General features: G+C 61.3%; 20 protein-coding genes and 2 pseudogenes. 8 read left to right on the forward strand and 14 right to left on the reverse strand.

The features are described 5' to 3' along the window. Positions 1-2: 2 nt before the first annotated feature. From RHE_RS15635 to RHE_RS31770, 3 genes are all read right to left on the reverse strand, one after another. Positions 3-1,595 (reverse strand): IS66-like element ISRel15 family transposase, encoded by a 1,593-nt coding sequence (locus tag RHE_RS15635; protein ID WP_011053350.1) that lies wholly within the window; start codon positions 1,593-1,595, stop codon positions 3-5. 73 nt (positions 1,596-1,668) lie between these two features. Continuing rightward, positions 1,669-2,013: an IS66 family insertion sequence element accessory protein TnpB gene (gene tnpB / locus RHE_RS15640; RefSeq protein WP_011053349.1), complete on the reverse strand. Its 345-nt coding sequence runs from the start codon at positions 2,011-2,013 to the stop codon at positions 1,669-1,671. Then, positions 2,010-2,357: a transposase gene (locus tag RHE_RS31770; RefSeq protein ID WP_092755364.1), complete on the reverse strand. Its 348-nt coding sequence runs from the start codon at positions 2,355-2,357 to the stop codon at positions 2,010-2,012. The genes tnpB and RHE_RS31770 overlap by 4 nt, the downstream gene beginning before the upstream one ends. Before the next feature lie 122 nt (positions 2,358-2,479). On the opposite strand from RHE_RS31770, the pseudogene RHE_RS15645 reads away from it, so the two are divergent. After that, positions 2,480-2,731 (forward strand): annotated as a pseudogene (locus RHE_RS15645) (GNAT family N-acetyltransferase); the annotation flags it as partial. Here the strand turns inward: RHE_RS15645 and RHE_RS15650 are convergent. Continuing rightward, entirely contained in the window at positions 2,732-3,274 is a 543-nt protein-coding gene (locus tag RHE_RS15650) for a GNAT family N-acetyltransferase (protein ID WP_073990388.1), read from the reverse strand. 237 nt (positions 3,275-3,511) lie between these two features. On the opposite strand from RHE_RS15650, the gene RHE_RS15655 reads away from it, so the two are divergent. Beyond that, positions 3,512-4,498 carry a glutathione S-transferase family protein gene (locus RHE_RS15655; protein WP_011426298.1) on the forward strand — a complete coding sequence of 329 codons (987 nt, stop codon included), beginning with the start codon at positions 3,512-3,514 and terminating at the stop codon, positions 4,496-4,498. Between the two features lie 6 nt (positions 4,499-4,504). On the opposite strand, the gene RHE_RS15660 is transcribed toward RHE_RS15655, so the two are convergent. Further along, positions 4,505-5,005 (reverse strand): NUDIX domain-containing protein, encoded by a 501-nt coding sequence (locus RHE_RS15660; RefSeq protein ID WP_020921929.1) that lies wholly within the window; start codon positions 5,003-5,005, stop codon positions 4,505-4,507. A gap of 49 nt (positions 5,006-5,054) precedes the next feature. Here RHE_RS15660 and RHE_RS15665 point away from each other — a divergent pair, with 49 nt between their 5' ends. The 4 genes from RHE_RS15665 to RHE_RS15680 all read left to right on the forward strand — a co-directional run bounded on the left by RHE_RS15665 (position 5,055) and on the right by RHE_RS15680 (position 8,217). Further along, complete coding sequence (locus RHE_RS15665) at positions 5,055-5,963, forward strand: metallophosphoesterase family protein (RefSeq protein WP_042118845.1); 909 nt, start codon at positions 5,055-5,057, stop codon at positions 5,961-5,963. Between the two features lie 158 nt (positions 5,964-6,121). Next, positions 6,122-6,682 (forward strand): tetratricopeptide repeat protein, encoded by a 561-nt coding sequence (locus RHE_RS15670; RefSeq protein ID WP_011426301.1) that lies wholly within the window; start codon positions 6,122-6,124, stop codon positions 6,680-6,682. 184 nt (positions 6,683-6,866) lie between these two features. Further along, positions 6,867-7,376 carry an RNA polymerase sigma factor gene (locus tag RHE_RS15675; protein WP_011426302.1) on the forward strand — a complete coding sequence of 170 codons (510 nt, stop codon included), beginning with the start codon at positions 6,867-6,869 and terminating at the stop codon, positions 7,374-7,376. Position 7,377: 1 nt separating this feature from the next. Further along, positions 7,378-8,217: an anti-sigma factor family protein gene (locus tag RHE_RS15680; protein WP_042118846.1), complete on the forward strand. Its 840-nt coding sequence runs from the start codon at positions 7,378-7,380 to the stop codon at positions 8,215-8,217. A gap of 342 nt (positions 8,218-8,559) precedes the next feature. Here RHE_RS15680 and leuA read toward each other — a convergent pair whose 3' ends face one another. The 3 genes from leuA to RHE_RS15695 form a co-directional block, all read right to left on the reverse strand. Further along, complete coding sequence (gene leuA, locus RHE_RS15685) at positions 8,560-10,278, reverse strand: 2-isopropylmalate synthase (RefSeq protein WP_042118852.1); 1,719 nt, start codon at positions 10,276-10,278, stop codon at positions 8,560-8,562. 337 nt (positions 10,279-10,615) lie between these two features. Further along, the gene (locus RHE_RS15690) at positions 10,616-11,845 is read right to left on the reverse strand and encodes a benzoate/H(+) symporter BenE family transporter (RefSeq protein ID WP_011426305.1); all 1,230 of its coding nucleotides are present in this window, start codon (positions 11,843-11,845) and stop codon (positions 10,616-10,618) included. Positions 11,846-11,995: 150 nt separating this feature from the next. Beyond that, on the reverse strand, positions 11,996-12,580 hold the full coding sequence (locus tag RHE_RS15695) for an ATP-dependent Clp protease proteolytic subunit (RefSeq protein ID WP_011426306.1): 585 nt from the start codon (positions 12,578-12,580) through the stop codon (positions 11,996-11,998). Positions 12,581-12,811: 231 nt separating this feature from the next. On the opposite strand from RHE_RS15695, the gene RHE_RS15700 reads away from it, so the two are divergent. Further along, positions 12,812-13,573 carry a DUF2076 domain-containing protein gene (locus RHE_RS15700; protein WP_011426307.1) on the forward strand — a complete coding sequence of 254 codons (762 nt, stop codon included), beginning with the start codon at positions 12,812-12,814 and terminating at the stop codon, positions 13,571-13,573. A gap of 132 nt (positions 13,574-13,705) precedes the next feature. On the opposite strand, the gene queF is transcribed toward RHE_RS15700, so the two are convergent. The 6 genes from queF to RHE_RS15730 all read right to left on the reverse strand — a co-directional run bounded on the left by queF (position 13,706) and on the right by RHE_RS15730 (position 21,115). Further along, positions 13,706-14,170 (reverse strand): preQ(1) synthase, encoded by a 465-nt coding sequence (queF, locus tag RHE_RS15705; RefSeq protein ID WP_011426308.1) that lies wholly within the window; start codon positions 14,168-14,170, stop codon positions 13,706-13,708. Beyond that, positions 14,170-15,084, reverse strand: a complete 915-nt coding sequence (gene emfA / locus RHE_RS15710) for a CDF family cation efflux transporter EmfA (protein ID WP_011426309.1) — start codon at positions 15,082-15,084, stop codon at positions 14,170-14,172. Before emfA ends, queF begins: the two co-directional genes overlap by 1 nt. A 196-nt stretch (positions 15,085-15,280) precedes the next feature. Next, positions 15,281-15,952, reverse strand: a complete 672-nt coding sequence (locus RHE_RS15715; RefSeq protein ID WP_011426310.1) for a DUF2161 domain-containing phosphodiesterase — start codon at positions 15,950-15,952, stop codon at positions 15,281-15,283. Positions 15,953-15,966: 14 nt separating this feature from the next. After that, a complete protein-coding gene (locus RHE_RS15720) occupies positions 15,967-16,206 on the reverse strand; it encodes a hypothetical protein (RefSeq protein ID WP_011426311.1) in 240 nt (79 codons plus the stop codon). A 222-nt stretch (positions 16,207-16,428) separates the two neighbouring features. Continuing rightward, positions 16,429-18,618: an anthranilate synthase gene (locus tag RHE_RS15725; protein WP_011426312.1), complete on the reverse strand. Its 2,190-nt coding sequence runs from the start codon at positions 18,616-18,618 to the stop codon at positions 16,429-16,431. A 268-nt stretch (positions 18,619-18,886) separates the two neighbouring features. Continuing rightward, on the reverse strand, positions 18,887-21,115 hold the full coding sequence (locus RHE_RS15730) for a TonB-dependent hemoglobin/transferrin/lactoferrin family receptor (RefSeq protein WP_244425794.1): 2,229 nt from the start codon (positions 21,113-21,115) through the stop codon (positions 18,887-18,889). Positions 21,116-21,398: 283 nt separating this feature from the next. On the opposite strand from RHE_RS15730, the pseudogene RHE_RS31775 reads away from it, so the two are divergent. Continuing rightward, positions 21,399-22,383, forward strand: a pseudogene (locus RHE_RS31775) (extensin family protein). The last annotated feature ends 151 nt before the right edge of the window (positions 22,384-22,534 follow it).

The raw sequence follows: 22,534 nt of genomic DNA on the forward strand, positions 1-22,534 counted from the left end.
GTTCAGCGCGCGTAATTCCACGGCATGAGTGCATCGAGATCGCTGCTCGGCCAGCCGTTGGCGATCCGCTCAAGTGTTTGGGTGAGCCAAGCCTGCGGGTCCACGTTGTTCATCTTCGCCGTCTGAAGGAGCGTGGCGATAGTCGCCCAGGTCCTTCCACCGCCATCGCTGCCGGCGAAGAGACTGTTCTTTCTCGTGATCGTCTGGGGCCTGATGGCACGCTCAACGATGTTGCTGTCGAGCTCGATGCGGCCGTCGGTAAGGAAGCGTTCGAAGATGGAGCGACGCGAGGTGGCATAGCGGATCGCTTCTGCGAGCTTCGACTTGCCGGAGATCCGCGGCAGGGTCTTTTGCCACAGGGCGAAGAGCTCAGTGACAACTGCAGCAGATGTCGCCTGACGTGCCGCGACACGCGCGTCAGGGCTCTGCCCCCGGGCCGCCGCTTCCACCTCCCAGAGCTTTGCCATCAATTCCACCGTCTCGCTGGCTATCTTGGAGCTGTCCGAGGCGTGGAGTTCGTAGAACTTGCGCCTGCTATGGGACCAGCAGCCGGCCAGCATCACGCCGTCATTGCCGCCGTCAGATCGGGCAAGCTTGTTGTAGGCACCATGCCCGTCCACCTGAAGGATACCGCGATAGCCATTCAGATGCCGGGCGACGCGATCGCCAGCGCGGCTATCTTCGAAGCGATAGGCGACCATCGGCGGGCCACTACCGCCAAAGGGTCTATCATCCCTCGCATAAGCCCATAGCCAGGCTGTCTTTGCCGATCCGGATCCGGGCGCGAGCGTTGGCAATGTCGTCTCGTCCGCAAAGATGCGCTCAGCCTTCTTGATCTCGGCGAGGATGTAGTCGGCCAGGATATCGAGCTCGTAGCCGAGCTTGCCCATCCATTGGGCCATCAGCTTCCGGTCAAGCTCAACCTTGTCGCGTGCATAGATTGCCTCCTGTCGATAGAGCGGAAGGCCATCTGCATACTTCGAGACAGCGATCTGGGCGAGAAGCGCTTCCGTTGGAATGCCACCCTCGATGATGTGCGCGGGCGCGGCTGCCTGGATGACGCCGTCTTCGTTCTTGAAGGCATACTTCGGCCGCCGGGTGACGATGACGCGGAACTTCGCCGGCACGACGTCCAGTCGCTCCGAGACGTCTTCTCCGATCAGCACCTTCTGTTTGCCGATGTGTTCGTGCAGTTCATCCGGCTCGATCACCACTTCGACTCGTTCCAGATGAGGTGCAAAGCCCTTGCGCGGCCGGGGTGCACGTTTCGCATCGGGATCAGCGGCACCCTTGTTTACCTTGGCTCGGATTGCCGAGATACCGGTCTCGATTTCCTCGAAGACAAAAGCCTGCTGCTCATCATCGATGCCCGGAGAGCCGAGCTTTTCCGATTGCCGGCCGAAGCGGGCGCGATCGAAGGCTTTCAGGATCTGGGTCAGTCGCTCGATGCGTTCGTCGGCATCGGCGTTTCTGGCTTTCAGGTCTGCGACCTCGCTCTCGAGAGCATCGGTGCGCGCTGCCTTCTCGGCCATGGCAAGGACCATGGCTTTCAGGGTCTCTACATCATCCGGGAGCTGTAGATCGGGCGGCGTCATGAGGCCTACCAGAGCACAATTTGCTCCGGTTTTCCTGCCTTTTCAGGCGGTTGATTCACTTCGCCGCAGCCCTTTACCCAACAATCTCCGGCGGCTTCACCGCCACTGAGCGCACCCGTTTCCAGTCCATGCCGTCAACGAGCGCCATGAGCTGAGCGTGATTGAGCTGCACCCGGTTGTGGCCGATCCGCGGCCAGCAGAACTGCGCCTTCTCCAACCGCTTGGAATAGAGGCAGACCCCTGATCCATCCCACCAGACGATCTTGACCCGGTCCGCCCGCTTCGCCCGGAAGACATAAAGCGAGCCATTGAACGGATCACTGCCGGCGTCGCGCACCAGCGACAGCAAACTGTCCGGCCCTTTACGAAAGTCGATGGGGTGACTGGCGAGGAAGACCTTTACACCTGCGGGGATCATGCTGAGCGAACTGCCCGGATGACACGCTGCAGATGAGCTTCGTCCACATCGGCGGGAGCGCGCACGACGACATCGCCAATCAGAACTTCGATTATCGCGCCGTCGGCAGATGGCGTGACTGCCTTATGACCGATCGGCGCTATGTTCTCCTTGTGAGAGCCCAGGGCGGCGCGACGCCAGCCAAACAGTTGTGACGGATGGATATCAAGCCGACGTGCGATCGCTGACACGCTCGAGCCAGGCTCGAGTGCCTCTGCAACTGCACGCGCTTTAAAATCGTCCGACCAGCGCCGCCGAAGCTGCCGAGGCGCGCCCTCAAATCGGTCCGCAACAGCCTCGATCATATGAAAAGTTCTAGTTCCAGAGCTAGGCGCAGACATAGAAGCTCACAGCAGTTCATCGTGTCCGCTACCGATAGCCGACCGCTAAGCTGCTTCGCCAGATGGGGTCTGCTTGTCGCTTACGCTTTACCGCCTGGGGCTGGCTCTTCACCAATATGCTATACATCCCCGATACGTTGCGCGGCGCCGGTCTCGCCGGCAAAATCCTTCACAAGGCTGAAGAAGAGGCGAGAGCCCGGGGCTGCCGCGGCGCCTGGATCGACACGTTCAGCCCGCAGGCCCTGCGAGCCTATCTGCGCCAGGGTTATGAGGTCTTCGGGGAGCTTGAGGATTTCCCGGAGGGCCGCACACGCAGCTTCCTCCGGAAAAAACTCTAATCATCCGTGCCAGGCGATGATGCCCTTCAGCCGCTCGTGCACGCCTTCGGCGATCGGAACGACGAGCACGCGGCCGGGATCGACGGGTCCCGGAAAGGAGAGCGCGTTGTAGGCGACCTTCTCAAAGCCGAGCGGGCCATAATAGGGTGGATCGCCGATGAGGATGACGGCTTCCGAACCCTTGCGCCGCGCGGCTTCCACCGCGATCCGCACCAGTTCCCGGCCGATACCTATATTTTTATGCGAGGGTCGAACGGCGAGCGGGCCAAGAAGATGCCCCTTTACCGTGCCGGCCAGCACCGGCGTCATGCGCACGGAGGCGATCGTCTCGCCGTCGTCAGCGCAGATAAAGGAGAGCGACAGGTCATGCGGCCCCTGCTCGCGGATACGCGCGGCCGCCCGCGCGAAGCGGCCCGGACCGAAGGCTTCTTCATTAATGTGTTCGATGGCGGCGTCGTGGGACGCGTCTTCGGTGAGGTAGACGAGATCGTGCTTGTACATGATGACAGAAACCGGCTGGACAGATTGATGGGTCTCGAACACGCCTTCGGCGTTCGCAGCATCAGCGTCGTCGCAGGTTTCCGGAAATGAACATCAGGCAGGCGCTCCTCAAATCGTGATAGGGCCGATAGCAGGAAAAATTTCCGGCGTCCAATGCAAAATGCACACCCGATCCAGCTAGATCCGGAGGACGTGACGCACTGTTCAATCTTTACCGCCTGCAAAGCCCCACTATCTCAGCTAGTTTCAATTCCAACGCGTCAACCAAGGGAATGAATCATGGGAATGCTTGTGGACGGCGTCTGGCATGACGTCTGGTACGACACGAAGGAGAGCAAAGGCCAATTCAAACGTCAGCCCTCGCAATTTCGCAACTGGGTGACGGCAGGCGGCGAGGCCGGGCCTTCCGGAAGCGGCGGCTTCAAGGCTGAGGCCGGGCGTTATCATCTCTATGTCTCTCTCGCCTGCCCCTGGGCGCATCGCACCCTGATCTTCCGCAAGCTAAAGAAGCTCGAGCCGTTGATTTCGGTTTCTGTCGTGGATCCGCTGATGCTCGAGAATGGCTGGGAGTTCAAGGCCGGTGACGGCGCTACCGGCGATCACCTGTATGGCGCGGCCACCCTCTGGCAGATCTATGTCAAGGCCGATCCGCATTATTCAGGCCGTGTCACGGTTCCCGTCCTCTGGGACAAGAAGGCCGGCACGATCGTCAGCAATGAATCAGCCGAGATCATCCGCATGTTCAATAGCGCCTTCGACGGACTGACGGGTTCGAAGGCCGATTTCTATCCGGAGGATCTGCGTGCAGAGATCGACGCGCTCAACGCTACCGTCTACGAGACCGTCAACAACGGCGTCTACAAGGCGGGCTTTGCCACAACTCAAGAAGCTTACGAGGAAAATGTCAGCAAACTGTTCGAAACGCTCGACAATCTCGACGAACGCCTGGGCAAGGGCCGCTATCTCTTCGGCGACAGATTGACCGAGGCCGATTGGCGCCTCTTCACTACGCTGGTGCGTTTCGACCCCGTCTATGTCGGGCATTTCAAGTGCAACATCCGCCGCATCGCGGATTACCGCAACCTGCCCGGCTATCTCAAAGACCTCTATCAGACGGCAGGCGTTGCCGAGACGGTGAACCTGCGGCACATCAAGCAGCACTATTACCGCAGTCACAAGACGCTCAACCCGACGGGCATCGTCCCCGTCGGCCCGAAGCTCGATCTCGACAGTCCGCATGGCCGTGCCAGGCCCAATGCGGCCTGAGGCCTCTCACCATCGGTGGTCGGGCTCCCGTTCGCCCCGAAGCTCGGCGAGGCGGCGATGTGTCGCCTCCGTCGTACCCTCAGGCAGGCTGTCGAGCGAAAAGAACCCGCTGTCGGAGATCTCCCAGTCCGGCGGCCGCGGCGCCGTCTGCTCGACGGTCACCCGGTAGAACACGACATGGTCGCGCCGGGTGGTCGTGGTGTTGAAATAGACCTGGACCAGCTGCGGTCTGCCGATGATCCTGAGGTTACCCTCCTCCCGCAGCTCCTTGACCAGCGCTTCTTCGGCCGTCTCGTTGCGCTCCAGCCCGCCGCCGGGCATATGCCAGCCGCCGACATAGCTGTGGCGCACGAGGAAAATCCGCCCGTTCTTATCGAAGCAGGCGGCCCTGACGCCCATCGTCATTCCGCGGGCGAAGGAGAAATAGACATGCAGGAGGCGTAGCGCCAGCCTGATGTGAGGGGGCCGCTTCTCTTTATCCACTATCGTTCCGTTTCGGCTCTTCATCGCGCCGGATGTGTTTGATTTGTCAATAAGCTGGTCTATGTCTCGTAACATGTTCAAGCTCGCGCATATTTCCGACGTCCACCTCGGACCACTGCCCCGTCTTTCCATTCAAGAGCTATTTTCCAAACGCATAACCGGCTTTGTGAACTGGCATCGAAATCGACGCAAGCACCTTTTCGCCAGCACGCTGGATCTGCTGCTCGATGATATCCGCACTCATCGGGCCGATCACTTGGCCGTCACCGGCGACCTCGTCAATCTGGCGAGCGGCATCGAGATTCGCGCCGCCGCCGCCTGGCTGCGCGCGCTCGGCGATCCCGCCGACACCTCGGTCGTTCCCGGCAATCACGACGCCTATGTGCCGGGCGCCTATGAGAAATCGATGCGCGCCTGGTACGATTATGTCCGCGGCGATCTCGCCCCGCCGCAATGGCAGGAAGACCGCCGCATCTTTCCATATCTGCGTGTCCGCGACAAAGTTGCGATCGTCGGCTGCTCCACAGCAGTCGCCACGCCCCCCTTCGCCGCATCCGGCTTTTTCAGCGCCCGGCAGGCCCGCGACACGGTGAACATGCTGCGCGCGGCTGGCGAAGCTGGCCTCTTCCGCGTCGTCATGATCCATCATCCGCCGATCCGCGGCGCCACCGCCTTCCACAAACGCATGATCGGCATCCGTCGCTTCGCGGCCGTCATTTCGACCGGCGGCGCCGAGCTCGTTCTGCACGGCCACACGCATCTGAACACGCTGCACTGGCTGCGCGGCCAGGTGCAGCCGGTGCCTGTCGTCGGCATCGCGTCGGCCTCGCAGGGACCGGGCAGCATCAAGCCGCCGGCCGCCTACAACCTCTTCTCCATCGATGGCGCTCCGGGCGCCTGGGAGCTCACCGGCGAGCGCTTCAGCCTGAACAGGACAGGCGATGCGATGATGCCGGAAAGCGTCGATATTTTCGCGCCTTAGCGCCGACTTCGGACTCTTTTTATGCGGCACTTGAATCAATTTCGGAAAGTGCTTCGCCACCGTCGCAACATTTGTCATTGAGGCGGCCTACCCTCTTGGTATTTTTACCGGTAAGCGTACAATCCGACCGACTGCATCGCCTCAGAATGGAGCCGCCAATGACTTCCCCCTTCCATCGCCTGTGCAGAACAACACTTGCCGCCGGCTTTCTCTTCGGCATGGCGAGCGCCGCCTTAGCGGTCGGCGACAGCAACGACGACACCAACCCGCCGCCGAAGACCGAGACGACCAAGACCTGCACCGGCGGCAAGGTCTGGGACAAGCAAAGGAAGGAATGCGTCACCCCGAAGAAGAACAGCTTCAACGATGACGATCTCTATAAGTTCGCCCGCGAATTCGCCTATGCCGGCCAGTATGAGAATGCCATCACCGTACTCAATCTTGCCCGTAATCAGAACGACCCGCGCATTCTGAACTATCTTGGCTATGCCAACCGCAAGGCCGGCCGCATGGAGCTCGGCATGTCCTATTACCGCAAGGCATTGCAGGCGGATGAGAATTATATTCTTGCTCGTTCCTATATGGGCATGGCGCTGGTGGAACAGGGAGACATCCAGGGGGCGCGCGTCCAGCTCGTTGAGATTCGCGACCGCGGCGGCGAAGACACCTGGGCCTACCGCGCTCTGCTGCAAAGCTTGAACGGTTACAGGACATATTGACGCAAGCTTTGTGGGCTAGATTAGGAAAACCCCTTGGGAAGGGGATAAGATGACCGAATGCTTGCGAAGTGCAGTGGAGTTGCCTCATAAAGCAACTGCATCTCCAGTGCCGATAAAGCCGGTTTCGCGTCCGATGGCGAAGCTTTCGTCCGCGAAACCATTGTGAATGCTTCTTGGATAGACAATGCGTCAGCCCGCAACGACCATCGACCTCCGGCGTGATCTCGTCGGCCTTCTGCCCCACCTTCGCCGCTTCGCGATCACGCTCGCGGGCGAAGCGACCGTGGCTGACGAACTTGTCCAAGCCGTCTGTCTGCGCGCCATTGCGAAGGGGCACCACTGGAATGGCGAGGGCCGACTGGAAAGCTGGATCTACACGCTTGCCCGCCAGCAGTGGACGGAGGACAGCCGCAAAAGGAAGCCGAAGGCGTCGGCACGCGGCAACATTACCGATATCAGAGAGGCTGCGCGTGAACGCTCGGCCTCGGTCGATCCCGACGCCATCCATCGCATGATCGCCGAAATGCCGGACGGCGTTTCCTCGATCTTCCTGCTCGTCGATGTCGAAGGCCACAGCTATCAGCAGGCGGCCGACATCATGGGTATTTCGACGGCAAGCGTCGTCTCCCAGCTTGCCACCGCAAGGCTGCATTTCGCCGGACTTGCCGGCACCCACCCCATCCACAGGTACTGAATTGCTCGATCTTAGGAAATTGCCGCTCGAAGCCCAGCTCACAGCCCTTCTCGACGGCGAGGTTTCGCCCGAACAGCGGCACGAACTGGAACAGCGCCTGGCAAGCGACGAGAATGCGCGTCGTCTGCATGAAAAGCTGCGTCATGGCGCCGATTTCGGCCGCCGCCGGCTGGACGATGTCCTGAAGGAGCCGGTGCCGCTCGCCCTCGTCCGCTCGATCAAGAGCACGCAGCCACCAAAGACGCCGATCGCCCAGCGCGCCATGCGCCCCCAGGTGAAACTGGCCCCGAGCGGCCCGCAGGCGCTGGCAGCCGCTCTTATCCTCTTCGTTGTCGGTTGCGGCATCGGCTACTTTGCCGGCACCACCCCGGATGCCGACGAGATCGCCACCACCACTGCCACGGCGCCCGCCAATACCAACGACTGGCTCAGCGACGTCACCGCCTATCAACGCCTGCTGATCCGCCAGCCCCGTCACCTCGTCGAAGTGCCGGCCTCGCAGGCCGAAGAAATCTCCAGCTGGCTGACGACCGCCATCGGCGTGCCCTTCCGTGTGCCGGATCTCAGCGCCGAATCCTGGACCTTTCAGGGAGCCCGCGTCATTCTCGGCGACAACCGCCCCGTCGGTCAGCTCGTCTATTCCAACAGCGACGGCGACATCATCTCCATCTGCTTCCGGAAGGACGCGCAACCGCCTGAGACCGACGACTTCAAGGAAACGATCAAGGACGAGATTGGCCTAGTCACCTGGCACAATGCCGGCACCTCCTATGTTCTCGCCGGTCCCTCCGCCGAAGCCGCCCTCGGCCAGCTCGCCATGAGGATCGCCACGGCGATTTGATCGGCAGGTCGTCGGCAGCTCGACGATTTGGACGCGATAAGAAAATCAACCACCAGCGCCAGCCGCCCCTCATCCGCCTGCGGGCACCTTCTCCCCACGGCACTGGAGAGAAGAGATATGCCGCAACGTCTCGCTTCCTCTCATTCGCAAGAGGGCGCCGAGAGGCGGTAGGCCACTACTCACTCCCTCTTCTGCCCAGCGAGGGTGGCCCGCAGAGTCGGTTGACGGGGCCACACGGCACATCTTTCATTGCTTTCGCGTGCGCTCAGCGAAGACGCCAGCGAAGCCAACCTAATCGCCAGGTCGCGCCGTACCAAAACGATCGCGACCTGAACCAATCAATCAAGCCTTACCGGCCTTCACTTCGAGTACCCGGTTGGCCGCCGAGACGATCGCTTCCAGTGATGCCGCGACGATGTTGGTATTGATGCCGGCGCCGAAGAGTTTGCCGCCGGGATAGGAGGTCTCGACATAGGAGATCGCTGCCGCGTTGGAGCCATGCTGCAGTGAATGTTCGGAATAATCCTCCACCGACATCTCGATGCCGAGATAATGCGACAGTGCATTGATGAAGCCGTCGATCGGGCCGTTGCCGCGCCCTTCGATGCGCTTAATCTCGCCATGGTCGGTGATTTCAGCTGCAACGATCCGCTGGCCCTTGCGCTCTGTGTCGGGATAGGTGTGGTGGTCGACGAACTTGAGGCGCGCCTCGGGCTGCGTCACGTAACGCTCGATGAAGCGGTCGTAGATGCGCTTCGAGGGAAGTTCCTTGCCCTCGACGTCGGTGATGCGCTGGATGTCTTCACGGAACTCGACCTGCAGGTTGCGCGGCAGGTTGAGCCCGTAATCCTGCTGCAGGATATAGGCGATGCCGCCTTTGCCGGACTGCGAGTTGATGCGGATGATCGCCTCGTAGGAACGGCCAACATCGCGCGGATCAATCGGCAGGTACGGTACTTCCCACACCGGATGATTGGCGACCTGCGCGGCTTTCATGCCCTTGTTGATCGCATCCTGATGCGAACCGGAGAAAGCGGTGTAGACCAGCTCCCCGACATAAGGGTGACGCTCGGCAATCGCCATCTGGTTCGAATATTCGAACACTTCCTTGATGCGCTCGATATTCGAGCAGTCGATCCCGGGATCGACGCCCTGCGTGAACATGTTGAGCGCCATTGTCACGACGTCGACATTGCCGGTGCGCTCGCCATTGCCGAACAGCGTGCCTTCGACGCGGTCGGCGCCTGCCAGCAAGGCCAGTTCGGCGGCGGCGATGCCGGTGCCGCGGTCGTTATGCGGATGCAGCGAGACGATCAGGTTCTCACGATTGTCGAGATTGCGGCACATCCATTCAATCTGGTCGGCATAGACGTTCGGCGTCGCCATCTCGACGGTGGACGGCAGGTTGATGATGAGCTTGTTGTCCGGCGTCGGCTTCACCACCTCGATGACGGCGTTGCAGATCTCCAGCGCCACTTCCAGCTCGGTGCCGGTGAAGCTCTCGGGAGAATATTCAAAACGATAGCCGCCGCCGGCCTTGGCCGCCATGTCTGTGATCATCTTGGCGGCGTCGACGGCGATCTGTTTGATGCCCTGCACATCCTTGGCGAAGACGACGCGGCGCTGCAGCTCACTGGTCGAATTGTAGAAATGCACGATCGGACGGTTTGCGCCTTCCAGCGCTTCAAAGGTACGGGTAATCAGTTCCGGGCGGCATTGCACCAGCACTTGCAGCGAGACGTCGGCGGGCACGTTGCCCTCTTCCACGCACCAGCGAGCAAAATCGAAATCCGTTTGCGAGGCCGAGGGGAAGCCGATCTCGATTTCCTGGAAACCCATCTCCAGCAGCAGATGGAACATGCGGGCCTTGCGGTCGTGCCCCATCGGATCGATCAGTGCCTGATTGCCGTCGCGCAGGTCAACCGAACACCAGATCGGAGCCTTGGTGATGGTCTTCATCGGCCAGGTCCGGTCGGGAATGTTCACTTGCGGATAAGGACGGTATTTCACCGCGGCATCGGGCATGCCTTTTGCGGAGGATCGGCTGGTGGTGTTGTCCATTGTCTTATCTCCTCGTCCGGCATTTGCCCCGCCTCTTAGCCGATCGCACCGGGCTTGGCGACAAACAAATGCGGACCTTCGGTCATTGGGTCAATTTTGAAAGTGAGTCGCGAGGAGCGATGGCCGGGCGGGCTTTCGGCCGCCGGGCGCTCCTCAAAGGACCCGGCAACCGCGCGTAAGGCCGAGGAGAAGAAGCGAGGTCAGGGCGCGCGAGCTGTCACGCAGGGCGATGCGGCCGCGTGCAATTGTATCGGAAATCTTGGCGCCAGAGGTCTTCATTGCCGCGCTTATAGCCTTGCGCAGCGAAACTGGCAAGCCCTTGCGCTCCCGGCTCGCTTTACCTCTGCTGAGCGCGCTCTTTCGACATCTTCACCAGCCGCGACAGCGCCAGCATCAGCCCGCCGGCAATCAATCCCCAGAAGGCGCCTGAAATGCCGCCGAAGGATACGCCGGATGCGGTGACGAGGAAGGTGATCGCCGCCGCCTCGCGTGACTCCGGCGCCTGGAACGCCGACATTGCCGAGGACGAGAAGGCGCCGACCAGAGCCAGCCCCGCCACCGCTTGGATCAGAACGGGCGGCGCCAAAGCGACGAAGGCCGTCACCGCTCCGGCAAGCAGCCCGAGGATCACATAACCGACGCCGGCAATCAGCGATGCCCAATAGCGCCGCTTGGGATCGGCATGCGCATCCTGGCCGGCGCACATTGCAGCGGTGATCGCCGCCAGGTTGACGGCGTGGCCGCCCAAAGGCGCCGACAGCAACGAAAAGAAGCCGGTGACGGCAAAAAGGGGACCTGGCTTCGGATCGTAGTGATTGACCTTTAGAACGGCGATGCCGGGGATGTTCTGCGAAGCCATGGTCACGATAAAAAGCGGCAGCGCGATCGAGATGAAGGCAGCAAGGTTGAATACCGGCCGCACGAATTCCGCGGCCGGTACCAGCGATCTTTCGAGCGAGGCGAAGGCGCCGCCGGGAATGTCGACACCGAAGGCGAGCACCAGCACGAAGGCTGCCAGCGCGGCCGGCACCGCCCAGAGCCGCTTGAAGGCGCCGACGACGATCCAGGAAATGACGATTGGCAGACCGAGCAGCGGATTGAAGCCGATCGCCTTCACCGGCGCAAAGCAGAGACCGATCAGCACGCCTGATAGCATCGCATTAGCGAGCGGTGCTGGAATGGCGGCCACCGCCCGGCCGAGCGGCTTGAACAACCCGGCAATGACGATCAGCATGGCGCAGATCAGGAATGCGCCGACCGCTGCATTGAAGCCGCCCTCGATCGCGCCCGTGCTTGCGAGCAGCGCTGCCCCCGGCGTCGACCAGGCGATGCTGATCGGCAATCGGGTGACGGCGCTGAGCACGATCGCGCAGACGCCCATGGAGATCGACAAGGCCATCAGCCCGGAAGCCGCCTGCGCTTCCGTCGCACCCACTGCCTGCAGCCCGTGCAGCACGACGGCAAAAGAGCTGGCGGAGCCGACGAAAGCGGTAAGCAGCCCCATGAACAGGGCCTGGACGGAAAAATCTTTGAGCATGGCGGACTCTGAGCTGCGGGAATGGCGCATGGAGCATGATGGCTACCGCCCGCGCAAGTCCAGATTGAGAGCTTTCCGTCCAGCTCTAGCGGTCGATGACCGCAAGCGCCGTCCGAAAGCAAAAACGCCCTTGCCTGCTGTCGGCAGGCAAGGGCGTCTTGAAGGCTTCGGTCGAAAAACTCAGATGTCGGCTTGCGACGTCACGATGCGCGAGACAAGACCGTAGTCCTTCGCCTCTTCGGCCGAGAGCCAATAATCGCGATCCGTGTCCTTGGCGATCTTCTCGAGCGGCTGGCCGGTGGCCTCCGCCATGATCTTGTTCAAGCGCTCGTTCATCTTGATGATTTCACGTGCCTGGATCTCGATGTCGGATGCCATGCCGCGCGTGCCGCCCGATGGCTGGTGCAGCAGGAAGCGCGTGTTCGGCAGGCACAGGCGTCTTTCCCTCGGAGCCGCGACATAGATCAGCGCGCCGGCCGAAGCGACCCAGCCGGTACCGATCATCCAGACCTTCGGCTTTATGAACTTGACCATGTCATGGATGGAGTCGCCGGATTCGACGTGGCCGCCGGGCGAATTGACATAGATGCGAATGTCTTCGTCGCTGGCCGCCGCAAGTGCGACAAGCTGCGAGCAGACCTTCTGCGCCAGTTCCTGGTTGATCGGTCCATAGATGAAGATCGAACGCGACTTGAAAAGATTCGCCTCCGTTTCCTTGCCGAGCGGCAGTTCCTTCGTCTTGTCGTCCTGTTCTTCGTCGTTCATTCGAACCTCTCGGAGATGAATTCGGGTTCCTCGCACATAGTGCGACTCAATGCCTAAAACAATGCGGGAAAAACACAAGGCACCGAAGCGGTGGAGATATCCTTAAGAAGCCACGCGCCGTTCCGCAAGCCTTACTGAAATGTAACGGTGGAAGGCTTTGAAAAGCCGGAATCGGTTCCTACCTCACCTCTCACATGGCAACCGCCATACGAGATCAACAGGAGACCGGACATGTCACCGGAAGAACGCCAATTGCTAACCGCCCTCTTCGACCGCGTGCGCACGGCGCAAGCCCAGCCGCGCGACCGCGAGGCCGAAGCCCTGATCGATCAGGCGACGCGCGAGCAGCCGTCCGCCACTTATTATCTCGCCCAGGCCGTCATCGTGCAGGAAAAAGGTCTGGAAGCTGCCGCCAATCATATCAAAGAATTGGAAGAGCGTGTCCGGCAGTTTGAAGCCGGAGCCAGCGAGCACCACCAAGCCGAACAGGGCGGCGGCTTCCTAAGCTCGATCTTCGGCAATACCCAGACACAACAGCCCGCGCCTGTGCCCTCCAACCCCGGTCCCTGGGGCCAACCGTCCCGCGCCTATGACGAGCCGCGCGGCTACGATCGCCAGACGCCACAGCAGCCCGCTGGCCCCTGGAGCCAGCAGACCTACGCGCCGTCTGCCGGCGGCAGCTTTCTGCGCGGCGCGCTCGGCACGGCAGCCGGCGTTGCCGGCGGCATGCTGCTTGCCAACTCGCTGAGCGGCATCTTCAGCAACCACATGTCCTCGCTCGGTTGGGGCTCGCCCTTCGGTGCCAACCCGTTCGGCAATGCCACCACACCGACCGAAGAGACCATCATCAACAACTATTATGGCAATGACGACGTCCGTCAGGCCGCAGATAATGCAGGCAATGACAATGACGACAACCTGCAGCAGGCCGATTACAATGACAACGATGATTATAGTGACGATTCGTCTGGCGACGACGTCACGGATATTTGAGGTTTAACGAGCGGAAATGGGCGGCAGTTGGCTTTACGTTGCCGCACCGTTGCCCGCCTTCGCTTGTGCTCAGGGCGTTCGTCGCTGCAATCGATTCACTGAATCGATGCTCGGCCTTCGCCCGACCGCTCCTCACCCACGGCCACGATAGGTGGCGACGCCCTGCTCCGGCAGCCACACACCTTCCGGCGGCTTGCCCGTTTGCCAGAAGACGTCGATCGGGATGCCGCCGCGCGGATACCAGTAAGCACCGATTCTCAGCCACTTGGGATCGAGCAGTTCGACAATGCGCTTGGCGATGTAAATCGAGCAATCCTCGTGGAAGGCGCCGTGATTGCGGAAGGAATGCAGAAAGAGCTTCAGCGACTTCGATTCGACCAACCATTCGCCCGGAATATAGTCGATGACGATATGGGCAAAATCCGGCTGCCCGGTCATCGGGCAGAGTGAGGTGAATTCCGGCGCGGTGAAACGCACCACGTAATCCGTTCCGGCATGATTGGACGGCACTTTTTCCAGTACCGCCTCCTCAGGCGAACTCGCGGTTTCGGTTTGGTGACCCAGCATCGACAGGCTGGAAACATCGGTATTCGGCATCATGCCTCCTTGACGACTTTGACGCGGATGCCATGGGCTTTTTCGCCCTCCGGCTCCACATGAATGGCTATTTTGGCGCCCTCATGCACTGCCCTGATGGCATCCTCAAGGCGGTCGCATATATCATGTGCCTGTCGAACGGACATAGTGCCGGGCACCACCATGTGAAAATCGATGAAAGTGACGGTGCCTGCGCGCCTCGTCTTCAGGTCATGCACACCGATCGAACCCGCCGCATGGGTGGCGATCGCCTGCTTGATCGCTTCCTCTTCCTGCGGCTCGACCGCTTGGTCCATCAGACCGCTGATCGATTGCGAGATCACCTTCCAGCCTTGATAGAGAATGTTAATGGCAACGAGGATGGCGAGCACCGGGTCGAAGATCGCATAACCGGTCGCCAGCGCCAGCAGCAGGCCGACAAGCACGCCGGCGGAGGTCACCACATCGGACATGATATGCTGCCCGTCGGCCGCGAGCGCCGCCGAGCGATGCTTCCGGCCCGCCCGAATCAACAGCCGCGCCCAGACCGCATTGATGACGCCGGCCGCCAGATTGATCGCAAGGCCGAGCACCGGCGCATCGAGCATGCGCGGCGCCGCGAGATAGCCGATCGCCTCGTTGACGATCAGCAGCGCGGCGACGACGATCAGCACGCCTTCGGTGACGGCGGAGAGATATTCCGCCTTGTGGTGGCCGAAAGGATGGTCGTGATCGGCTGGCTTCTGCGCATAGCGGATGACGAAGAAGGCGATGAAAGCGGCAACGACGTTGACCGTGGATTCGAGCCCATCCGACAGCAGCGCCACCGAGCCTGTCACCAACCAGGCCACCATCTTCAGCCCCATGACGCCGAGCGACAGCGGAACACCCCACATCGCCAGCTTCCGAACTGTAAGATCGCCGTTGTCGCTCATATCGTCCTCCTGCGGTTGCGAATGAATTGCAGGGTCTAAGCCATTGAAATGCAAAACCGCCCACGCGATGTCGCGCAGGCGGCTCAGTTGAGGGTGATATGGGCGATGCCGGAGGATTTGTCAAAGGGGAATGACATGCTCTTCACAGGCGCTGCCGCCCAACGAAAAACAGCCCGGAGCGATCCGGTGCCGCAGCTCATGAAACCGGGTCGGACTGGAGAGATTGCGGCCACAGCAGGAGAGCGGCCTGGCCTGCCGGCGTCAGGGCGTAGACGCCCTTTTCCTGACGCTCGAACCACCCGTAGACATTGTCGCGCAGGATCGGACCTGCTTTTGGCGTCAGCGCCTTCATATCGCGTGGGCGCACAATTCCCCGTTCGAGCGCGGCCGCGCAGAGCAGCGCCTGCTGGCGATACGCCGTCATGATTGGTGCCCGCGAGCCGCCGCCGACGGCGGGATCGCCGCGGCGGCGCTGGTGCTCATTGACGAGACGCGTGCGCCGCTTCGGATTGGCGCGCGGCATCGGTGAAACGGAACTGACGATGACGCTGACCTCGCCGCCGTCGGAGACCCCGAGCATGCCAATGCCGAGGCGACGGCAGAGATCGCGGTAGCGCTTATCGGTCTCCCGTCCGCGCCCCTTGGCGGAAACACGCGCCGCGATCCAGACCTCATCGCTCATCGCAGCCCGGTCGACCGCCTGCAGAAGCAGTTCGAGATTGAAGGAGAGCTTGAGTTCGCATACTACCACCACGGGCGGCTCGCCGTCGCTCAAGCCGACGAGATCGCATCCGCCGACCTCACCCTTGACGGCATAACCGGCCGCCTCCAGGAAGCCCTTGACTGGCAGATAGAGCGACGTCTCCATGCTAAACCCACGCCTCAGGCGCTGTTGAGATCAGCAATTTCGCCATAGCGTGCGAGCAACCGCGGCGAAGTCATGTCGCCGGTCTCCTCATCGACGATGATGGCATAGGCCGCCACACCGACGAAGCGCTTGGCCATCGCCGAAGCGATCTTTTCCGCGCTGATGGGGTTCGATGCCTGACGCATTTCACCGGGTACAAGATTGCCGCGGTTCTTGCGGTAGGGAAGGATGATGAACTTTTCAGCATTGGCCACGGCGATAGGTTCCGGTTGATCGTTCCTGAAATGTTCTTATTTGTCCGATAAAGTCAACCAGACTCTGCTGTCGGCTGCCTTCTTTGCCTTCTCTTGCGCGACAGCTCGCCCTTCTTCAAGCCCTTTTGGAAATGAAGAGGAGCGTCTTGCTCTCTCTTCTCCCCAGGAGCATCAGCGACGAGTGCCCTCCCCGCAAGCAGGAAGGGCCGGACGAACCCACGCTCAAGCGGCCTTCGTCTTCACCTTGCGCGCCAGATGCGCCACGACGTTCTCGATCATCCGCATTCCCGCATCGCCGCCGAGTGTCATGATCGATTCCGGGTGGAACTGCACCGCGGCGATCGGCTCCTTGGCATGTTCGATGCCCATGATCGTGCCGTCCTCGCTTTCCGCAGTAATGATGAACTCAGGCGGCAGCGTCGAGGGATCGGCGAAGATCGAGTGGTAACGGCCGACCGTGACCTCCTTGGAAAGCCCCGAGAAGACGATGCCCGGCTCCAGCACGCGGATGCGCGACGGCTTGCCGTGCATCGGCAGCGCCAGATGGCGCAACTCTCCGCCATAGGCTTCGGCGAGCGCCTGCAGGCCGAGGCAGACGCCGAAGATCGGCAGATTGCGCGCCCGTGCCTTCTTGATCGTGGCCTTGCAGTCGAAATCCTTCGGCGTTCCGGGCCCGGGCGACAGCACGACCAGATCCGGGTTCAGCCGGTCGAAGATCTCGTCCGGCACCGGCGTGCGCACGGTCGAAACCGTCGCTCCCGTCTGGCGGAAATAATTGGCCAGCGTGTGGACGAAGCTGTCCTCATGGTCGACGAGCAGAATGCGGACGCCCTTGCCGACGCTTGCGACGTCGCGCTGAACCTTGCCGGAATTGCCGGTCTTGGCGTCTCGGATGGCGGAAAGCATGGCGGAGGCCTTCAGTTCGGTTTCGGCTTCTTCTTCCTCTGGGATGGAATCGTTGAGCAGCGTCGCGCCGGCGCGCACCTCGGCGATGCCATCCTTGATGCGCACGGTGCGCAGCGTCAGGCCGGTGTTCATGTCGCCGTTGAAGCCGACCATGCCGATTGCCCCACCATACCATGCGCGAGGGCTCTTTTCATGGCTCTCGATGAAGCGCATCGCCCAGAGCTTCGGCGCGCCGGTGACGGTGACGGCCCAGGCGTGGCTGAGGAACCCGTCGAACGCGTCCATGTCGTCGCGCAACCGCCCCTCGATGTGGTCCACCGTGTGGATGAGGCGCGAATACATCTCGATCTGGCGGCGGCCGATCACCTTGACGGAGCCCGGCTCGCAGACGCGGCTCTTGTCGTTGCGGTCGACGTCCGAGCACATGGTCAGTTCGGATTCGTCCTTTTTGGAATTCAAAAGCTTGAGGATCTGCTCGCTGTCGGCGATCGGATCGTCGCCACGCTTGATCGTGCCCGAGATCGGGCAGGTCTCGATCCGGCGGCCGGACACGCGCACGAACATTTCGGGCGAGGCGCCGACCAGATATTCCTGATTGCCGAGATTGATGAAGAAGGAATAGGGCGACGGATTGATCGCCTTCAGCCGCTTGGAAATGTCGGAAGGCCTGCTTTCGCAGCGCTCCATGAACTTCTGCCCGGGCACGACCTCGAAGAGATCACCCTTGCGGAAGCTTTCCTTCGCCTTGACGACGAGATCGGCATACTCGCCCGGCCGATGGTCGCTCTTCGGCGGAATGGAATGCGTGTGATTGAAGGGCTCGGGCGCGATATCACCGGCCTTGCCCTCGGTCGTCACGCCGTCCTTCGCGAAATCGTAGCGGTCGATCCAGGCTTTCGCGGCGTAGTTGTCGACGACGAGGATTTCGTCCGGCAGGTAGAGCACCATGTCGCGCTGGTCGGAAGGCCGTGTGAGCTTCAAATCGATCGCATCGAACTGGAAGGCAATGTCATAGCCGAAGGCGCCGTACAGTCCGAGACTCGCATCCGCCTGCGAGTAGAAGAGGTCGTTGACGGCGCGCAGCACTGTGAAGACGGTCGGCATCTTCGAGCGCTCTTCCTCGGTGAACACCCGGTCCGGCGCCTTGACGGAGAGGTCGAGACGGCGGGCGGAGGAAGCGCCGAGCACGAGGTCGGGCACCGTCTGCAGCCGCTCGGTCACGAATCCGAGAAGTACCTCGCCGCGTTCATTATAGGCTTCGATCCAGACCTCGCGTCCGAAGGAAGAGATGCCGAGCGGCGGATCGACAACGGCGGTATCCCAGCGCGTATAGCGGCCCGGATATTCGTAGTTCGACGAAAACACCGCACCGCGGCGCTCGTCGAGCTTGTCGACATAGGAGGAGACCGCGTCGCTATAAGGGATCGCCCGCCGCTGCCGCGTGACCGATATCCCGCCCTTGGTCTCGTACATTTCCGCACCATCATCCCGCAGGATCGTTACCATAGTTCCACTCCGTTATCGGGGCCCGGACGACGGGCGGCGATAAAACAAAAAAGCCGCCTCGAAGTTTCGGGCGGCTCACTCGTCGTCGTCTTTGGACACGATTGGTCGAGGCCGCCTCAGCGAGCCCACCACCAAACAGCGATGTTCAAGGACTTGATCATGGGAAAAATTGTTAGCCTGAGATCAGCCGCCGCGCAAGAGGCGATCGCACGAATGAAAAGGGCGGCCCGGAAGCCGCCCCTCCCCCAGCCTTGAAGGCATAACTGGTTCAAAAGGTTTTGGTGAGCGAGACCTTGAATGTGCGGCCAGGCTCGGAATACCACTCCCGCGGCTGCGACGCCGTCGCCGAGCTGAGATTGACGTCGCGCACGGCGAGCGCGTTGTAGTGCTCCTGGTCGAAGATGTTGTAGACACCCGCTTGAACGCGCAGGCCAGGCAGCTGTTCCGGCGTCCACCAACCGGTCAGGTCCACGATCGCATAGCCGGGCGCATCGAAGGTCGTGTCGGCGGTGTTGCTGACGGGTGTTTTGAGGTGGTCGGTCAGCATGCCGGCCGAAAGCGTCGAGGAAAGGTCGAAGCCGAAGGTCTCATTGCTCCAGCCGCCGCCGATGATCGCCTTGAACGGCGCCACCGAGCGCAGGCGCTGCGTGGTCTCCTCGTTCCTGCCATAGGCATAGGCAAGCGAAGCATGCAGATTGATGCCATTGTTGAACGTCTTGACGGCGCTGGCTTCGATACCCGAGATCGTGGCCGCTGCGACGTTCGTGTAATTGAATTCCGTGAAGCCGGTCGCGTCGACGCTCGTCACCGTCTCGATGAAGTCCTGATAACGGGTATGGAAAGCCGCGACCCTGCCGCTAAAATCGCCTGTGTCAAAATTGGCGCCGACTTCGATGCCGCGGCCGATTTCCGGTTCCAGATCAGGATTGCCGAGCTGGGCGTAGCGGCCAGTGGGGTTGTAGAAGCGGCTGTAGAGTTCGTCGACGGTGGGCGCACGGAAGCCGACGGCCAGTTGCATATAGAGCTCTACATCGGGCGTCAGGCCATATGTCGCAAGGATTTTCGGCGACATGGCGGCTTCCGTGCGGTCGCGAAGATCTCCGAAACGGATAAGGCCGGTATTGTTGGAAAAACCGCCGCCGGTCGAGGGATCGTAGTTGAACCAGTCGAAGCGGAAGCCGGGTGTCAGCGCAAATCCGGTATTGCCGATCTCGATCTTGTCTTCGACTACTAGCCCAAGGTTCTGGCTGTCCACATTGGGCACTTCCGCCTGATTGTTCAGCGACGGGCAAGTCGTCGACGTGGGGCACAAAGCCCAACTATATTGGCTCCAGTTGGAGACGCCGACGTCGAGGCCGACGCGAACGGAGTGGTTGAGGCCGGAATATTCGAAATCCTTCGTCGCGGTGCCGCTGAAGCCCCAGGTTTCGTTTTCGACCTCGTTGTGGCGGCCATAGGCAACATTGACGGTCGTGCGGCCCCCGCTGCCGGCCTCCTTCTTCAAATCCTGCCAATAAAGCGTGGCCCGCGCGCTGCTGAAGAATGCGTCGGAAGACTGCGCTTCATAATCATAGTCGAGCGATACGCGATCGCGGTCACGCCGTTCGCGACCGTCATACTGGTCGATCATGAAGTTGCGAGGGCTGGTTCCTCCCTGAAGGTGGCGCAGGTCGGTTTCCAGGTCGCGGCGGAAGCGCTCCGCCGTCAAGCCGATGCGATGACCGCCTTCTATCTCCTGGCGCAGTTTGAAGAGCAGGTTGTTCTGATCGAAATCGGCAGGATTCGCCTCGGTGCGAAGAGCACCGTAAACGTCATTGTTGCCCATGTTCGCGCGCTCATGGCCTTTGCGGTAGCCGCCCTGCAACAGGATCGAGGTGCCACCAATCTTCCTGGCAGCGGCAGCCGAGCCGGAAAGGCTCCTGTCTTCGCTGTCATAGGTCGACTTGACGATCGCACCCCAGTCGCGGCCTTCAGGAATGAGATCCTCCGGCTCTAGCGTATTGAGAACGATGGCGCCGCCGAGCATGCCCGAACCGCCCTTGCTCGAATCCGCGCCACGCACGATATCGAGCGAGGACAGTGAATCGAAATCGAAAGTGTCGCCGCCGCCATTGGCGTTAGCAGGCGCAAAAGCACCCTGGCGCGAGCTGTTCGAGATGTAAGGGATCGGAATGCCGTCGATCGTCGTCAGAATGCGAGCACCGGAAAGGCCGCGCAGGTTGAAGCCGGCGTCGGCGCGCGAATAGTTCACGCCCGCATCGACGCTACGGCCGATATCGTCGTAATTGGTGACCTGCTTCTCTTCCAGCTGCTTCTGGGTGATCTCGGTCGCGAGCGGCGTATCGGCAACGCTGCCCGGCGCCACGCGTTTGCCCTTGACGACGATCTTCTGCAGCACGGTGCTGTCATCGGCCGTCGCTTCCGGCGTCGTGGCCGGAGCGCTTTGCGCGAAAGACTGCGAAACAGGAAGAACAGCTGCAACTGCCGTGCAGACCAACAGAACCGAGCGCCAATGCCGGACGATCATAACCTACCCTCTCATGATGACTACCGGGCTGGCTGGTCGTGGCGTGTCGAACGCTCGATGGGCTGGCTGGGCTTTTGCGGAGAAGGCGAAGCAGAATTCCGCCTTCTTTTCGCCGCATAAAAAACATGACTTCTGTTGTCAACATAATGCTGGCGATTATCTTGAACAAATCCATCAAGTTTTAGCGATCTTCCGGAACGTTGCGAAAATGCAACGAAAACCGCTATGACGCGTTATCCCCTCCGCTATCGACATAACGGAACTGGATGCGGTGAGAAAACTTTCGATCCTGGCGATCCTTTTCGCCGCAACCGCCGTTCTTGGCGGCGCTAGCCTGCCCCCGCACGGCCCGTTGCCTCAGGCTCGTCCGGACGCCGCAGAGAAAACCAGCCCTGCACCGCTGCCTGACAAGGCCGAACCGCCCGCACCGGAAGATGTTCCCGCGCCGCAGCCGAAGCCCGATGCGAAGGAGCCGGAAGCACCGGCACCGGACCGGCCGCCGGCGCCCCAAACCGAACCAGAAAAGTCCGAACCTTCAAAGCCCGTCTCGGCTGAGCCGATGCAAGGCCCGCCGCTGCCGCCGGGCAGGTTAAAAAGCCCGCAGACACCTGAAGAGGAAGGTAAGCCCCCCCGCCGAGCAGACGCTTGAAGAACAGCATCTGACGATCGAACCAGAGAGCGATGCCGAACACGCCGAATGCACGGCAGCACTCCAGGCCCTCGGCGTCGTCTTCAAGGAAACGCCGCGCATCGACGACGGCAACGGCTGCGGCATCGACAAGCCGATCATCGTTTCCGAAGCGCTGCCCGGCATCAAGCTGAAGCCGGAGGCGACGATCCGCTGCCCGGCGGCACTCGCCCTCGCCCGCTGGCTGAAGGAAAGCGTCGTCCCGGCCGCCTCCGCTGCCCTGCCGGAACAGGGCCGCATCACCACCGTCAACCAGGCAACGTCCTACATGTGCCGTCTGCGCAACGGTGCTGAAGCCGGCAAGATCTCCGAGCATGCGCGTGGCAATGCCATCGATATTGCAAGCTTCCATTTCGAGAAAGGCGAAGACGTCGCCGTCCGCTCGCGCCGCGAGGACTCGACGCTGACCGGCGCCTTCCAGCGCACCGTCAGCGCCGCCGGCTGCCTCTATTTCACCACCGTTCTGGACCCCGAAAGCGACGCCGCCCATGAAACCCATTTCCATCTCGATGTGATGGAAAGGAAGGGCGACTATCGTTATTGTCATTGAGTATTTCAGCGTGAAAACCGGTGATCAAGCGGCAGTTTGCGCGAAGCCGAGACGGTGCGGCATATCCTCTTCTCCCCAGCGGTAAAGGGAAGTTACAAGGGTGCCGGCAGGCGGATGAGAGGGCCACACGCGACGCCTTTTCCAGCACTCT

The sequence above is a fragment of the Rhizobium etli CFN 42 genome (assembly GCF_000092045.1).
In the GTDB taxonomy this organism is placed as follows: Bacteria; Pseudomonadota; Alphaproteobacteria; order Rhizobiales; family Rhizobiaceae; genus Rhizobium; species Rhizobium etli.